The sequence below is a fragment of the Streptomyces sp. NPDC027962 genome, from assembly GCF_055566095.1.
In genome coordinates, this window is the sequence record NZ_JBVHTA010000008.1 from 186,041 (window position 1) to 200,943 (window position 14,903).

General features: G+C 70.5%; 11 protein-coding genes and 1 pseudogene. 6 read left to right on the top strand and 6 right to left on the bottom strand.

The features are described 5' to 3' along the window. Positions 1 to 286: 286 nt before the first annotated feature. Positions 287 to 3,424 (bottom strand): isoleucine--tRNA ligase, encoded by a 3,138-nt coding sequence (gene ileS, locus ACZ4SA_RS10825; RefSeq protein ID WP_468272247.1) that lies wholly within the window; start codon positions 3,422 to 3,424, stop codon positions 287 to 289. Between the two features lie 553 nt (positions 3,425 to 3,977). On the opposite strand from ileS, the gene ACZ4SA_RS10830 reads away from it, so the two are divergent. From ACZ4SA_RS10830 to ACZ4SA_RS10850, 5 genes and pseudogenes are all read left to right on the top strand, one after another. Then, positions 3,978 to 5,345 (top strand): TraR/DksA family transcriptional regulator, encoded by a 1,368-nt coding sequence (locus ACZ4SA_RS10830; RefSeq protein ID WP_468272249.1) that lies wholly within the window; start codon positions 3,978 to 3,980, stop codon positions 5,343 to 5,345. Positions 5,346 to 5,404: 59 nt separating this feature from the next. Continuing rightward, on the top strand, positions 5,405 to 5,965 hold the full coding sequence (gene lspA, locus ACZ4SA_RS10835) for a signal peptidase II (RefSeq protein ID WP_468272251.1): 561 nt from the start codon (positions 5,405 to 5,407) through the stop codon (positions 5,963 to 5,965). A 17-nt stretch (positions 5,966 to 5,982) separates the two neighbouring features. Further along, a complete protein-coding gene (locus ACZ4SA_RS10840; protein WP_403862801.1) occupies positions 5,983 to 6,924 on the top strand; it encodes an RluA family pseudouridine synthase in 942 nt (313 codons plus the stop codon). Positions 6,925 to 6,938: 14 nt separating this feature from the next. After that, positions 6,939 to 7,421 (top strand): GNAT family N-acetyltransferase, encoded by a 483-nt coding sequence (locus ACZ4SA_RS10845; RefSeq protein WP_468272371.1) that lies wholly within the window; start codon positions 6,939 to 6,941, stop codon positions 7,419 to 7,421. A 234-nt stretch (positions 7,422 to 7,655) separates the two neighbouring features. After that, positions 7,656 to 7,850: pseudogene (locus ACZ4SA_RS10850) on the top strand (Na+/H+ antiporter); the annotation flags it as partial. Here ACZ4SA_RS10850 and ACZ4SA_RS10855 read toward each other — a convergent pair. Continuing rightward, entirely contained in the window at positions 7,822 to 9,000 is a 1,179-nt protein-coding gene (locus ACZ4SA_RS10855; protein ID WP_468272253.1) for a mechanosensitive ion channel family protein, read from the bottom strand. The pseudogene ACZ4SA_RS10850 and the gene ACZ4SA_RS10855 overlap by 29 nt on opposite strands. A gap of 45 nt (positions 9,001 to 9,045) precedes the next feature. Here ACZ4SA_RS10855 and ACZ4SA_RS10860 point away from each other — a divergent pair, with 45 nt between their 5' ends. Then, positions 9,046 to 9,615: a dienelactone hydrolase family protein gene (locus tag ACZ4SA_RS10860; RefSeq protein WP_468272256.1), complete on the top strand. Its 570-nt coding sequence runs from the start codon at positions 9,046 to 9,048 to the stop codon at positions 9,613 to 9,615. A gap of 388 nt (positions 9,616 to 10,003) precedes the next feature. Here the strand turns inward: ACZ4SA_RS10860 and ACZ4SA_RS10865 are convergent, their stop codons facing one another. From ACZ4SA_RS10865 to ACZ4SA_RS10880, 4 genes are all read right to left on the bottom strand, one after another. Further along, positions 10,004 to 11,650 carry an alkaline phosphatase D family protein gene (locus ACZ4SA_RS10865; RefSeq protein ID WP_468272259.1) on the bottom strand — a complete coding sequence of 549 codons (1,647 nt, stop codon included), beginning with the start codon at positions 11,648 to 11,650 and terminating at the stop codon, positions 10,004 to 10,006. A 129-nt stretch (positions 11,651 to 11,779) separates the two neighbouring features. After that, positions 11,780 to 12,595, bottom strand: coding sequence for a DsbA family protein (locus ACZ4SA_RS10870; RefSeq protein WP_468272262.1), 816 nt, complete (start codon positions 12,593 to 12,595; stop codon positions 11,780 to 11,782). Between the two features lie 49 nt (positions 12,596 to 12,644). Further along, a complete protein-coding gene (locus tag ACZ4SA_RS10875) occupies positions 12,645 to 13,337 on the bottom strand; it encodes a hypothetical protein (RefSeq protein WP_468272264.1) in 693 nt (230 codons plus the stop codon). 88 nt (positions 13,338 to 13,425) lie between these two features. Next, on the bottom strand, positions 13,426 to 14,751 hold the full coding sequence (locus tag ACZ4SA_RS10880) for a DUF2252 domain-containing protein (protein ID WP_468272266.1): 1,326 nt from the start codon (positions 14,749 to 14,751) through the stop codon (positions 13,426 to 13,428). Positions 14,752 to 14,903 lie beyond the last annotated feature (152 nt).

The following is a 14,903-nucleotide window of genomic DNA, read 5'->3' on the forward strand; positions in this document are numbered from 1 at the left end:
CGTCCGGGCCCGGCCTTGTGCGGGGCGGACGTTGCCCCGTGGGGCTGTTCCCCTGCCCGCTCCCTTCCCGTGACCGGGCTCCGCCCGGACCCGGTAGCGCCCTTCGTGCGGTGGCCTCAAACGCCGGCCGGGCTGACAAAGTCAGCCTCGCGGCGATCCCGGCGCGGGGCCCGGCGGCGGAGCCCCGCCACGCGGCGGAGCCGCATATCGGTACAGCGGGAAGGGGGGCGGGGGAAAGCGACCGGGCCCGGCCACTTGGGTGGCCGGGCCCGGGACAGGGGCGCCGTTACGCCTTGCGGAGGCGGAAGGTCAGGCCCAGGCCCTCGTCCGTGAACGGCTCACCGTACGACCCGTCCCCCTCGCCGTTCATGAAGTCCGTCGCCAGGACCTCGTCCGCGATCAGCGACGCGTGGTCCGTGAGGGCCGCGGTCACCTCCGGGTCCGTCGAGGACCAGCGGAGCGCGATGCGGTCGGCGACGTCGAGGCCGCTGTTCTTGCGGGCCTCCTGGATCAGGCGGATCGCGTCACGCGCCAGACCGGCCCGCCGCAGCTCCGGCGTGATCTCGAGGTCCAGTGCGACCGTCGCGCCCGAGTCGGACGCGACGGACCAGCCCTCGCGCGGCGTCTCCGTGATGATGACCTCCTCCGGCGACAGCATGATCGTCTCGCCGTTGACCTCGAGGGAGGCCTCACCCGAGCGCAGTGCCAGGGAGAGCGCCGCGGCATCGGCGGCCGCGACCGCCTTCGCCACGTCCTGGACGCCCTTGCCGAAGCGCTTGCCGAGTGCACGGAAGTTCGCCTTCGCGGTCGTGTCGACGAGCGAACCGCCGACTTCCGAGAGGGAGGCGAGCGAGGAGACGTTCAGCTCCTCCGTGATCTGCGCCTGCAGCTCCTCCGAGAGCGCGGAGAACCCGGACGCGGCCACCAGCGCGCGCGACAGCGGCTGACGGGTCTTGACGCCCGACTCGGCACGCGTCGCGCGTCCCAGCTCGACCAGGCGGCGCACCAGCGCCATCTGCGACGAGAGCGTCGGGTCGATCGCGTCCAGGTCGGCCACCGGCCAGCCGGACAGGTGGACCGACTCCGGGGCGTCCGGCGCCACGGGCACGACCAGGTCCTGCCAGACCCGCTCGGTGATGAACGGGGTCAGCGGGGCCATCAGCCGCGTGACCGTCTCGACCACGTCGTGCAGCGTCCGCAGCGCCGCCGCGTCGCCCTGCCAGAAGCGGCGGCGCGAGCGGCGCACGTACCAGTTCGACAGGTCGTCGACGAAGGCGGAGAGCAGTTTGCCTGCGCGCTGGGTGTCGTACGCCTCCATGGCCTGCGTCACCTGGTCGACGAGCGCGTGCAGCTCGGAGAGCAGCCAGCGGTCCAGGACGGTGCGCTCGGCCGGCGCCGGGTCGGACACCGAGGGGGCCCAGCCGGCAGTACGGGCGTACAGGGCCTGGAAGGCGACCGTGTTCCAGTACGTCAGCAGGGTCTTGCGCACGACTTCCTGGATGGTCCCGTGACCCACGCGCCGCGCCGCCCACGGCGAGCCGCCTGCCGCCATGAACCAGCGCACCGCATCCGCGCCGTGCTGGTCCATCAGCGGGATGGGCTGGAGGATGTTGCCCAGGTGCTTGGACATCTTGCGGCCGTCCTCGGCGAGGATGTGTCCGAGGCAGACCACGTTCTCGTACGAGGACTTGTCGAAGACCAGTGTGCCGACGGCCATCAGCGTGTAGAACCAGCCGCGGGTCTGGTCGATCGCCTCCGAGATGAACTGCGCCGGGTAGCGCTTCTCGAAGATCTCCTTGTTCTTGTACGGGTAGCCCCACTGCGCGAACGGCATCGAGCCCGAGTCGTACCAGGCGTCGATGACCTCCGGCACACGCGTCGCGGTACCGGAGCACTGCGGGCAGGCGAAAGTGACCTCGTCGATGAACGGGCGGTGCGGGTCGAGGTCCGACTGGTCGGTGCCGGTGAGCTCCGTCAGCTCGGCGAGCGAGCCCACGCAGGTGAGGTGGTTCTCCTCGCAGCGCCAGATCGGCAGCGGGGTGCCCCAGTAGCGGTTGCGGGACAGCGCCCAGTCGATGTTGTTGTTCAGCCAGTCGCCGTACCGGCCCTGCTTGACCGATTCGGGGAACCAGTTCGTGGCCTCGTTCTCCGCGAGCAGCCGGTCCTTGACCGCGGTGGTGCGGATGTACCAGGACGGCTGCGCGTAGTACAGCAGCGCGGTGTGGCAGCGCCAGCAGTGCGGGTAGCTGTGCTCGTACGGGATGTGCTTCAAGAGCAGACCGCGCGCCTGGAGATCGGCGGTCAGCGCCTCGTCGGCCTTCTTGAAGAAGACGCCGCCGACCAGCGGGACGTCCTCCTCGAACGTGCCGTCGGGGCGGACCGGGTTGACGACGGGCAGGCCGTAGGAGCGGCAGACCTTGAGGTCGTCCTCACCGAAGGCGGGGGACTGGTGGACCAGACCCGTACCGTCCTCGGTGGTCACGTAGTCGGCGTTGACGACGTAGTGCGCCTCGGCCGGGAACTCGACCAGCTCGAGCGGGCGCTGGTAGGTCCAGCGCTCCATCTCCGCGCCGGTGAACGTCTGCCCGGTCGCCTCCCAGCCTTCGCCGAGCGCCTTCTCCAGCAGCGGCTCGGCGACGACCAGCTTCTCCTCGCCGTTGGTGGCGACCACGTAGGTGACGGACGGGTGCGTGGCGACCGCGGTGTTGGACACCAGGGTCCACGGAGTCGTCGTCCATACCAGCAGCGACGCCTCGCCGGCCAGCGGGCCGCTCGTCAGCGGGAAGCGCACGAAGACGGACGGGTCGACGACCGTCTCGTAGCCCTGGGCGAGCTCGTGGTCCGACAGGCCGGTGCCGCAGCGCGGGCACCAGGGGGCGACGCGGTGGTCCTGGACCAGCAGGCCCTTGTTGAAGATCTCCTTCAGCGACCACCACACCGACTGGATGTAGTCCGGGTCCATCGTGCGGTACGGGTCGTCCAGGTCGGTCCAGTACCCCATGCGCGTCGTCAGCTCGGCGAAAGCGTCCGTGTGCCGGGTCACCGACTCGCGGCACTTGGCGTTGAACTCGGCGATGCCGTACGCCTCGATGTCCTTCTTGCCGGCGAAGCCGAGCTCCTTCTCGACGGCGAGCTCGACCGGCAGCCCGTGGCAGTCCCAGCCGGCCTTGCGGCCCACGTGGTAGCCGCGCATCGTGCGGAAGCGGGGGAACACGTCCTTGAAGACGCGGGCCTCGATGTGGTGCGCGCCGGGCATGCCGTTCGCCGTGGGCGGGCCCTCGTAGAACACCCACTCGGGGCGGCCCTCGGACTGCTCCAGGCTCTTGGCGAAGATCTTGCTCTCGCGCCAGAAGTCGAGCACGGCGTGCTCGAGCGCGGGCAGGTCTACCTGGGCGGGTACCTGACGGTACTGCGGCGGCGTCATCGGCGGTCTCCTCCGGCGGGACTGTTCGTCGGTCCGTCGGAGGGACGAGAGCGCCGACGCTGCGCGGCTCCCGCGGTACCACCCTCCTTGGCGGTGCACAGGACACCGCCCCCTCATTGAGGTCGCGACGCCGGTTCTACCGGCCACGGGGGCACCGCGGCTTTCTTCCGGCGGCTCCGGGGTGATGCTTCACGCCGCGCTTGCCCCCGGGCTCTCACCGTCCCCGGGTCGCTCATGGCTGCGTACGACGCTACTGGTCCCCATCCATGCCTTTCGCTGCGCCCAGTGTAAGGGCCCGTGCGGGGCGCGGCCGACCGCTTTTGCCACGTGCCGCCGTTGACCCGAATGGCCACACGGGGCGTGGCCGGGGTGTTGTGCGCCGCAAGGGGCGGATTACCCGGCGGGGAGTTGGGCACAACGGTTGCAGGTTCGACTACTCGCAGCCCGGGACGGGCCCGACCGGCGGCGTGCCCCGTTGCCGCGGGGCTGGTGTCGATTTATCGTCCCAGCACGATTCGCGAGCAAGATCACAATATGTGAAGGGGCCGCGGCCATGGTGGCGAAAAAGACTGCCGAGAAGACGGCGTCCGCGCGTGCCGCCACCGCGGGAGCGGCGCCGCGAAAGCCCGCCTCGACGACCACACCCCGGAAAACCACGACCAAGGAGTCCACGGCCGCGAAGCCGGCGCGGAAGCAGGCGTCGGCCACGGTGGACGCGGTCGAGAAGGGAACGGCGGGCGAGGCCCGAGTCCGGGCCTCGGGGAAGGGAACTCCGTCCGCCAAGGAGGCTCCGGCCCGCAAGAAGGCCGCCGCCAAGAACGCGTCCGCCGCCAGGAACGTGTCCGCCGTCGAGGCCGCGTCCGGCGTCGAAGCCGCGGCCGGGAACGCCGCGTCCAAGAAGGCGGCCGTCACCAAGGCGGCGGCCAAGAAGGCCGCCCAAAAGAAGGCCGCCGACAAGAAGGCGACAGCAGGCGCGTCCGCGTCCACGAAGACCGCGCCCCACCGGGCGGCACGCAAGCAGACCCAGCCGGGAGGCAAGACCGTGGTCGACGAGACGGCCGTCACCGAGTCCGCAGACGGCACCGATGCCGTCACCGGCCGCGCAGCCAAGAAGGCGGCGGCTGTCACCGAGGCCGCAGCCAAGAAGGTCGCGGCCGTCACCGAGGCCACAGCCAGGAAGTCCCCGGCCGGCAAAGGGGGACAGCGCGCCCCGGTGGAGAGGAAGGCAGCGGCGAATGCGACCGGGAAGTCCGCCGGAAAAACCACGGCCCGCAAGGCCGTGAAGAAGACCGTCCCGGGTGCCGATGGGGCGCCCGGGCAGGTCGCCGAGGTCGCCGAGGTCGGCGACAAGGAGACCGCCAGGAGAACAGCGGCCGGCGAGGTCGGCGCCGAGGGGGCGGCAGTGGCCGCGAAGCAGACAGGAGCCAGGACGGTGGCAGCGAAGAAGACCGCGGGCAGGGCATCAGCCGCAGGCGGGAGCGCGGTGGCGGTGCCGACGACCCGTACGGCGGCCGCGACACCGCCGGGTGAGCTGGCGGTCCGGCCCGGCGAGGACCCGTGGACGCAGGAAGAGGTCGACGCGGCCAGGGCCGAGCTCGAGGGCGAGGCGACCCGGCTGACCGACGAGATCACCTCCTCGGAGGCGGCGCTGGCCGGGCTGATGCGGGACTCCGGCGACGGCGCCGGCGACGACGAGGCGGACACCGGGGCGAAGAACATCACCCGCGAGCACGAGATGGCGCTCGCGGCCAACGGCCGGGAGATGCTCGAGCAGACCGAGCGGGCGCTGCAGGGGCTGGACACCGGGACGTACGGCCTCTGCGAGAGTTGCGGCAACCCGATCGGCAAGGCCCGCATGCAGGCGTTCCCGCGCGCCACCCTGTGCGTCGAGTGCAAGCAGAAGCAGGAACGCAGGGGCTGACCGGGTGAAGCCTTGCCGTACCCTCGTCCTCAGTCAGGCACCTAGGTTGAGGGACTCACGTGGCAGATGCGGAGCGCATCATCGGTACGCCGGATGTTGACGACGAGGCTGCGGCGCCCGCCGAGCAGCCGAAAGGCCCACGCAAGATCGCTATGCTGTTCGCGGTGGCGCTCGTGGCCTACGTCCTCGACCTCGGCAGCAAGATGCTCGTGGTGGCCGAGCTGGAGCACCATGAGCCGATCGAGATCATCGGTGATCTGCTGAAGTTCGAGGCGGTCCGGAACCCGGGCGCCGCCTTCGGCATGGGTGAGGCCTTCACCATCATCTTCACCTTCATCGCGGCGACCGTGATCGTCGTGATCGTGCGGCTGGCCCGCAAGCTCTACAGCACCCCCTGGGCCATCGCCCTCGGTCTGCTGCTCGGTGGGGCGCTCGGCAACCTCACGGACCGGATCTTCCGCTCGCCCGGCGTCTTCGAGGGCGCGGTGGTCGACTTCATCGCGCCCGCGCACTTCGCCGTGTTCAACCTCGCGGACTCCGCGATCGTGTGCGGCGGCATCCTCATCGTGCTGCTCTCCTTCAAGGGCCTGGACCCCGACGGGACAGTCCACAAGGACTGACAAGGCATACTCGACGGGTGAGTACGATTCCCGAGATCCGCACCCTGCCCGTACCCGACGGCCTGGAGGGCGAGCGTGTCGACGCCGCCATCTCCCGGATGTTCGGGTTCTCCCGCACGAAGGCGGCCGAACTTGCCGCTGCCGGGAAGGTGCAGGTCGACGGCTCGGTCGTCGGTAAATCGGAACGCGTGCACGGCGGTGCCTGGCTCGAGGTCGAGATGCCCCAGGCACCCGCGCCCGTGCAGATCGTCGCCGAGCCGGTCGAGGGCATGGAGATCGTGCACGACGACGACGACATCGTCGTGATCGCCAAGCCCGTCGGGGTGGCTGCGCACCCGAGCCCCGGCTGGACCGGTACCACCGTGATCGGCGGGCTCGCGGCAGCGGGCTACCGGATCTCCACCTCGGGGGCCTCCGAGCGGCAGGGCATCGTGCACCGCCTGGACGTGGGCACGTCAGGGCTGATGGTCGTCGCCAAGTCGGAGCGGGCGTACACCCTGCTGAAACAGCAGTTCCGTGACCGGGTCGTCGACAAGCGCTACCACGCGCTGGTACAGGGCCACCCCGATCCGATGAGCGGCACGATCGACGCGCCGATCGGCCGGCACCCCAGCCTCGACTACAAGTGGGCGGTCACCGCGGAGGGCAAGCCGTCGGTCACGCACTACGACCTGCTCGAGGCGTTCCGGGCGGCGTCGCTGCTCGACATCAAGCTGGAGACCGGCCGCACCCACCAGATCCGCGTCCACATGTCGGCGCACCGCCACCCGTGCGTGGGCGACCTCACGTACGGCGCGGACCCGACGATGGCGAAGCGCCTCGGTCTGACCCGCCAGTGGCTGCACGCGGTGCGGCTGGGCTTCGAGCACCCTTCGGACGGGCAGTGGGTGCAGTTCGAGAGCACCTACCCGGACGACCTGCAGCAGGCGCTGGACCGGATCGCGGCGGAGAGCTCGTGAGCACCACGGAGCCCATGACCGGCGTCACCGTGCGCGTCGCCGTCCGCCCCGCCGACCGGGAGGCGTGCTTCGCGGTCCGCAAGGAGGTCTTCGTCGCCGAGCAGCAGGTGCCGGAGGACATCGAGTACGACGCCTTCGACGCGCCGGAGGCGGACACCGTGCACGTCCTGGCAGTGGCCGCGGACGGCCGGGCGCTCGGCACCGGCCGGCTGCTGCGCGGACCGGCCGCCGCCGGCAAGACCGGCGGCGACCCCACGGTCGGCTCGCTCGGCCGGCTCGCGGTGACCAGAGCGGCGCGCGGCCTCGGCGTGGGCGTGGCGCTGGTCCGGACGATCGAGGACGCGGCACGGGAGCGGGGCCTCGCCGCCGTCGACCTGCACGCGCAGACCCACGCCCGGGGCTTCTACGAGCGGCTCGGATACGAGGCGTACGGGACGGAATTCATGGACGCGGGCATCGCCCACCTGGCCATGCGGCGGCCGCTCCACGCCTCCTGACGACGGCGCGGAACGGGTGTCGGGGGCTTCCTGACGACGGACCGGAACGGGTGTCGGGGGCTTCCTGCCGACGGAGCGGGACAGGTGCCAGGGCCCGTTCCGGGTGCCTGCGCGGCACAGTTGAAGCCTTCGTCGTCGGGGTTTCGACCGCCGGAGGGCACACCGTGGACCGCCGCCGCGGTCGCGCTGGGCGCGCCGGTGGCCCCTCCCGGCCCGACCGCGGTCGCCGCTCGCTGGGGCGCGGCGGTCGTCGCGGTCGTGTTCGGCGTACAGCTGTTGTGGCTGCTGCCCGCGACCTGGCTCGCCAAGCCACTGCACACCCTGCGCGACATCGACGAGGAGATCCCCGTCAGCCGGCGCGAGACCGTCGTCATGTGGTGGTCGGGTATGCGGAGCCCGGTCAGCCGCGGCCCGTGCGTGGGGGCTCCCGGGGCGGCTCGCCTTCCAGTGCGTAGTCGCCCGCGTTGTTGCTGTGGATCTCCTCTGCGCGCAGCGGGCGGCCGCGGCCGGCCCTCGCGCCTTCCGGCCACTGGCCGTCCGGCGGCAGCGAGGCCGCCGACGTCGCGATCCGGGGCAGCGCGTACGGGTGCTTTTCGCACAACCAGGCGATCATCTGCTCCCGCACGACGCAGCGGGCCGTCCAGATGTCGTCCGCGTCCTTCGCGGTCATGACCACGCGCACCTCGATCGTGCTGGGCGTCGTGTCGGTGACGGCGAGGCTCCAGTCCCTGCCGTCCCAGGCCTTGCACTCGCCGAGGATCTCCTGCAGCTTCTCGCGCATCAGTGCAACCGGCGCCGAGTGGTCCAGGTGGAAGAAGACCGTCCCGGTCATCTGGACCCCGCCGCGCGACCAGTTCTCGAACGGCTTGCTTGTGAAGTACGACACAGGCATGGTGATGCGTCGCTCGTCCCAGGTGCGGACGGCGAGGAACGTCAGCGTGACCTCCTCGACCACGCCCCATTCGCCCTCCACGACCACCGTGTCGCCTATGCGCACCATGTCGCCGAAGGCGATCTGGAAGCCGGCGAAGAGATTTCCGAGCGTGGACTGCGCGGCGACACCGGCGACGATGCCGATGATGCCCGCGGAGGCCAGCATCGAGGCGCCGAACTTCTCCATGCCGGGGAACGTCAGCAGCATCGCCGCGGCGGCCACCACCGCGACGACCGCCGTGACGATCCGCATGATCAGTGTGATCTGGGTCCGCACCCGGCGGACCCGGGCGGTATCGCGGGTCGAGGACGCGTAGCGGGCGTAGGAGGACTCGACGACCGCCGAGACGATCCGTGTCACCAGCCACGCGCTCGCGCCGATCATCACCAGCGAGAGCACATGGCCGATGCCGGTTTCGTGACGCTGGACGAGCGACCAGTGCGTTTCGCGGTAGCCGGCTCTCAACAGCGCTCCGAGCAGCACGACCTGCAGCGGCAGGCGACACCGGCGCAGCATGTCCCACAGCGGGGTCTCGGGGTGGCGTTCGTCCGCGCGGCGCAGCAGACGGTCGACAGCCCACCCGAGAACCAGTGTGAGCAGGATCGCTCCACCGATGACGGCCAACGGGCGCAAGGCGTTCTCCATGTCTCCGTAACTCCTGGGGGCGAAGGCGGCTGGCAGGATGGCCGGATGAACATCATCCTTTTCCATTCGGCCTTCGGTCTGCGTCCGGCGGTGCACGCCGCCGCGGACCGGCTGCGTGCCGCCGGGCACGAGGTTCGCGTGCCCGACCTGTTCGACGGGCAAACCGCCGAGACCGTGGAGGAGGGCACGGAGCTCAGGGAGGCCGTCGGTGCGGACGAGTTGTTGCGTCGGGCGATTCACGCCGCGGCGCCCCATTCCGATCAGGGGCTTGTGTACGCCGGGTTCTCGCTCGGCGGCGCGATCGCGCAGAACCTGGCGCTCGGCGACGAGAAGGCGCGCGGCCTGCTGCTTCTGCACGGCACCTCCGACATCGCGCAGGGCGCGCGGGTGGACGACCTGCCCGTGCAGCTGCACGTCGCCAGTCCCGACCCCTTCGAGCCCGACGACTGGCTGAACGCCTGGTATCTGCGGATGCAGCGGGCGGGCGCGGACGTGGAGGTCCACCGTTACCCGGGCGCGGGGCATCTCTACACCGACCCCGAACTGCCTGACTACGACGAGGAAGCGGCCGAGCAGACCTGGCGGACGGCGCTCGGATTCCTTGCCACGCTCTGAGCGGCGACGACGGGGCGGCAGCGGAGTGGCTCCAAGGGCTGTTGAAGACGTCGGGGCGAAAGGTTTCGGTCGTGTCCGGGGTCTGAGATCCGCCCGTAACGAGGGCAGTGACGACGACGGGTGGTGCGTCCGCATTCATGGTGCGGAACACGCCACCCGTCGTAGCGATGTGATCTTCCGTCAACAGTGCGGCGACTCGCTGAAAAAGCCCCTAGGGCGTGTTTCGAAAGTCCCGCCTGGCCCACGACGTCTGGCACGCGCACTCGCTGCGTTGTCGGAGTCATCCAAGTACGTCCAGTACGAGGATGATCCTCCGCCTTGCGATTGCACGCACCAGACGCCGCGGGCCCCGCCCTGCGGGCGGACGACGCTACTTTCGAAACACGCCCTAGCGCACCGGCTGGTTCACGCGCTCGACCTTCTGTGTTCCGCTGAGGGTCCGGTAGGAGCGGGACCACGCGGACGTTGCGTCCCGCTTCGTCCGGTCGGAGATCGTGTAGTAGTCCATCTGCGAGCGCTCGGCGGTAACGTCCAGCACGCCGTAGCCGTGCGCGTCCATGTCCACCCACTTCACATGGCGGTTGGCCGCACGCACGGCCGCCGACGCGACCAGCGAGACGGTCCTCGGCGCCACATGGAGGATGTCGTCCAGGTTGTCGGAGCTCACCGACGTCACCACGAACTCCGTCGCGGCGGAGCGCGAGAACGGGTAGGTCGCCGCCTTGACGGGGACGTCGTTGGCCCACGCCATGTGGATGTCGCCGGTGAGGAAGACCGTGTTCTCGATGCCCCGCTGCGTCAGATGCGTCAGCAGTTCCTTGCGGTCGTCCGTATAGCCGTCCCACTGGTCGACGTTGACCGCGAGCCCCTCCTTGGGCAGCCCCAGCAACCCGGCCAGCGGCTCCAGCAGATGGGCGGGGACCGAGCCGAAAGCCACCGGCGAGATCATCACCGAGGTGCCGACCAGCTTCCACGAGGCGTCCGAGGCCGCGAGCCCCGCCTTCAGCCAGTCCAGCTGCGCCCGGCCGGTGAGTGAGCGGTCCGGGTCGTCGACGTCGCCGTTGCCTATGCCCGTCTGCTGGGAACGGAACGACCGCAGGTCCAGCAGATGGAGATCGGCCAGCTTGCCGAAGCGGAGCCGGCGGTAGACGGTCCCCTCGGTCGAGGCACGGACCGGCATCCACTCGAAGTACGCCTGCTTGGCCGCGGCCACCCTGGCGGCCCACTCGCCCTCGGCGCCGGGCGTGTGGTTCTCCGCGCCGCCCGACCAGGCGTCGTTGGCGAGCTCGTGATCGTCCCATATCGCGATCACGGGGTGCGCGGCGTGCAGTGCCTGCAGATCGGCGTCCGTCTTGTAGGTGGCGTGCCGCAGCCGGTAGTCGGCGAGCGTGACGATCTCGTGCCGCGGCTCGTGCTGCCGTACGACGTACTCCTCCGCCGGGTAGCCGCCGGTCGCGTACTCGTATATGTAGTCGCCGAGATGCAGGACCGCGTCGAGATCCGTACGGGCTGCCAGGTGACGGTAGGCGGAGAACCAGCCGGACTCCCAGTTGGCGCACGACACCACGCCGAAGCGCACACCGGGCGTGGCCGCCTCCGCGGCGGGGGCGGTGCGGGTGCGCGCGACGGGGGAGACGGAACTGCCGGCGGTGAAGCGGTAGAAGTAGGAGGTCCCGGGGCGCAGGCCGCGCACGTCCACCTTGACGGTGTGGTCGGAGGCCGCCTTCGAGGTGGTGGTGCCGCGTGCGACGACCCGGGCGAACCCCCGGTCCTCCGCGACCTCCCAGACGACGTCGGTGTCGGCGCCCCTGCCGGACCCGGGTATCGCGTCGGCGCTCGGGGTGACGCGGGTCCAAAGAAGTACGCCGTCGGCCAACGGGTCGCCGGAGGCGGTGCCGTGGAGGAAGGCGGGGCCCTGGTCCGCCGCTGCGGCGGGGGAGGCGAGGGCGCCGAGGACGGGTGCGGCGACGGCAGTGGCGGCAGCGGCTCTGACGACCGTGCGGCGACTGGGAGTTGAGGAAATTCGACTGGTCACGGCCGATCAGACTACTGACCAGTACGCCGAATGGGCGGGCGAACCCGGAAAGTTCGCCCGCCCATTCGAAGCGGTAAACCGGAGCGTTGCCCTCCTGACCGCCGGCGGCGGCGGACCGGAGACCGGAGATCAGCCCTTGAGGGCCTTGTCGATCGCCGTGTTGAACTCCTGCACCGTCATGGGCGCGTTGTCGCTGCCCTCCGCGGTGACCTTCTTGCCGTCCATCATCAGCGTCGGCGTGCCCCGGACACCGCTCTTGTCGAACGTCTCCGACATCTTCACCGCCCAGGCGTCGAACGTTCCGGCCTCGACGTTCTTCTTGAACTCCGCGTTGCTCTTGAGGGCGGGGACCGAGTCGGCGACCTCGAGGAGGTAGGAGTCCTTGGCGAACTTGTCGTCGTTCTCCTCGGGGTGGAACTCGGCGGAGTAGAGCGCCGACTTGTACGCGAGGAAGGCGTCGGGGCTCACGTCCAGCGCCGCGCCGAGCGCGCTGAGGGCGTTCTTGGAGCCCTCGCCGTTGGTGGCGTTGTCGATGAAGGTGGCACCGATGTACTTGATCTTGTACTTGCCGGCGTCGACGTCCTTGTCGACCGTCTCGCCGACCGCCTGCTCGAAGGTCGCGCAGACCGGGCAGCGCGAGTCCTCGTACAGCTCCAGGGTCTTCTTCGCGCTGTCCTTGCCGACGACGACGGTCGTGCCGTTCTTGCCCTCGGTGTTCTTCGGCGCGGTGACGTTCGACTCCTTGGCCACCGACTCCCAGTGACCCGGCTTGTTCGCCTGCATGATGCCGTAACCGACACCGCCGGCGACCGCGAGCACCACGATCACCGAACCGATGACGACCAGCTGCCGGCGCAGCTTGTCCTTCTTGGCCTGGCGCTCGCGCTCCAGGCGCATCCGCTCGCGGGCCGCCGACTTGTTGGCCTGGCTGTTGCGCTTGCTCATGATCATTCACTCCGTGCGGGGACGTAAAAAGGGCAGGGGACTTGCGGTTTCAGGCGCAGAGCGCGACCGAAGCCGGTGGTCCCCTCCGTCCCACGGAGTGCACCAGCAGACGGGTACGCGAAGAGCGGGGCGCGTACTGCTCCGGGCGCCGCGCCTGGCGGCGGGGCCCGGGGGCGTGCACCGCGGCGACCGCGAGGAGCAGCGGCCGGAAGGCGAACGTGCCCACCGCGCGCACCAGCCCTGCCACGGCCGACTCGCCGCGCCGCAGCCACGCCGCCGCCAGCAGGCCGACCCCGGCATGGGCGGCGAGCAGCAGCCAGGGCTGGGCGGGGTCGGGGGCGCTGAGCAGGGCCGCGAGCCCCTGCCGGTCGGCGGGCGCGGGCACACCCGGCAGGGCCGGGCCGACCTCACCGCCTCCGCAGAGCACGTCGAGGCCGACCGACCGCAGCGAACCGGCGACAGGTCCGCCCGCGGGGCCGTAGCAGACATGCTGGCCCGTGGTGAAGACCGTGTCCGCGGCCAGCTCCAGCGGGATCAGCAGCCCGGCTATGCGCCAGAACCCCCGCTCGCGGCCCGACAGCGCGAAGGCGACGGCGAAGACCGCGGCGGCGAGGGCGCCGACGGTGGTCAGCGGCAGGGGAGCGTGGGAGAGCAGCACATGGGAGGCGGCGGACAGCGTCACGACCAGTGCCGTGAAGATCGCTGCCCGCAGCGCTCTGAGCTGCGTCCCGGATATGTCCATCGTGGCCGAGTGTGTCATGCGTTTCTTAAGAGGCTCTTAAAGAGGCTCTTAAGGCCTCCCGTGGGGTTTCCGTGGGACCGGCCGGCGCCTACAGGCCCGGGATCCGGCCGTTGCGGAACAGGTCGACGAAGATCTGGTGGTCGGCGCGCGCCCTGGCGCCGTAGCTGTGCGCGAAGTCGGCCAGCAGGTCGCCGAAGCCCTCCTCGTCCGCCGCGATGGCCGCGTCGATGGCCCGCTCCGTGGAGAAGGGCACCAGCGAGTGGCCGCTCTCGTCGTCCGCCGCCGAGTGCATCGTCGCCGTCGCCCGGCCGAGGTCGGCGACGACCGCCGCGATCTCCTCCGTGTCGTCGATGTCCGACCAGTCCAGATCCACCGCGTACGGCGAGACCTCGGCGACCAGCTGACCGGAGCCGTCCAGCTCGGTCCAGCCGAGCCACGGGTCGGCGTGGGCCTGGAGGGCGCGCTGTGAGATCACCGTGCGGTGGCCCTCGTGCTGGAAGTAACCGCGCACCTCCGGGTCGGTGATGCGCCGGGAGACCGCCGGGGTCTGCGCCTGCTTCATGTAGATCACCACATCGTTCTCGAGGGCGTCGCTGTTGCCCTCCAGCAGGATGTTGTACGACGGCAGGCCGGCCGAGCCGATGCCGATGCCGCGGCGGCCCACGACGTCCTTGACACGGTAGGAGTCCGGGCGGGTCAGGCTCGAGTCGGGCAGCGTCTCCAGATAGACGTCGAAGGCGGCCAGCACCTTGTACCGGGTTGCCGCGTCCAGCTCGATCGAACCGCCGCCGGAGGCGAACCGGCGCTCGAAGTCACGGATCTCCGTCATCGAGTCCAGCAGCGAGAACCGGGTCAGCGAGCGGGCGACACGCAGCGCGCCGAGCAGCGCTCCGTCCGCGGTGTCCAGCGTGAACGGCGGCACCTCGTCGTTCTTGGCGCCGGTCGCCAGGGCGTGAATGCGCTCCCGGTACGCGGCGGCGAAGATCCGCACCAGTTCGGTGATCTGGTCGTCGCTCAGCGCCTTGGTGTAGCCGATCAGGGCCAGCGAGGCGGCCAGCCGCTTGAGGTCCCAGGTGAACGGGCCGACGTAGGCCTCGTCGAAGTCGTTGACGTTGAAGACCAGGCGGCCGTTGGCATCCATGTAGGTGCCGAAGTTCTCCGCGTGGAGATCGCCGTGTATCCACACCCGGCCGGTCCGCTCGTCGAGGAACGGGCTGCCGTGCTGCTCGTGCTCCAGGTCGTTGTAGAACAGGCACGCCGTGCCCCGGTAGAAGGCGAATGCCGACGCCGCCATCTTGCGGAACTTGACCCGGAAGGCGGCCGGGTCGGCGGCCAGGAGCTCGCCGAAGGCGGTGTCGAAAACGGCGAGGATCTCCTCGCCGCGCTGCTCGGCGGTGTGCTGCGGGACCGGCATCGCGGGGTGCCTCCTGGTGCATGGCATACGGGACAGCGTTTCCGCACCGTCCAACGCACGAAGGTACGCGGGAGTGCCCGCCCGGCGCCCCTCCCCGAGGGGCGGCGCCACGTGGTTTTCCACCGGAGTGTCAGTGCGGCGACGTAGACTTC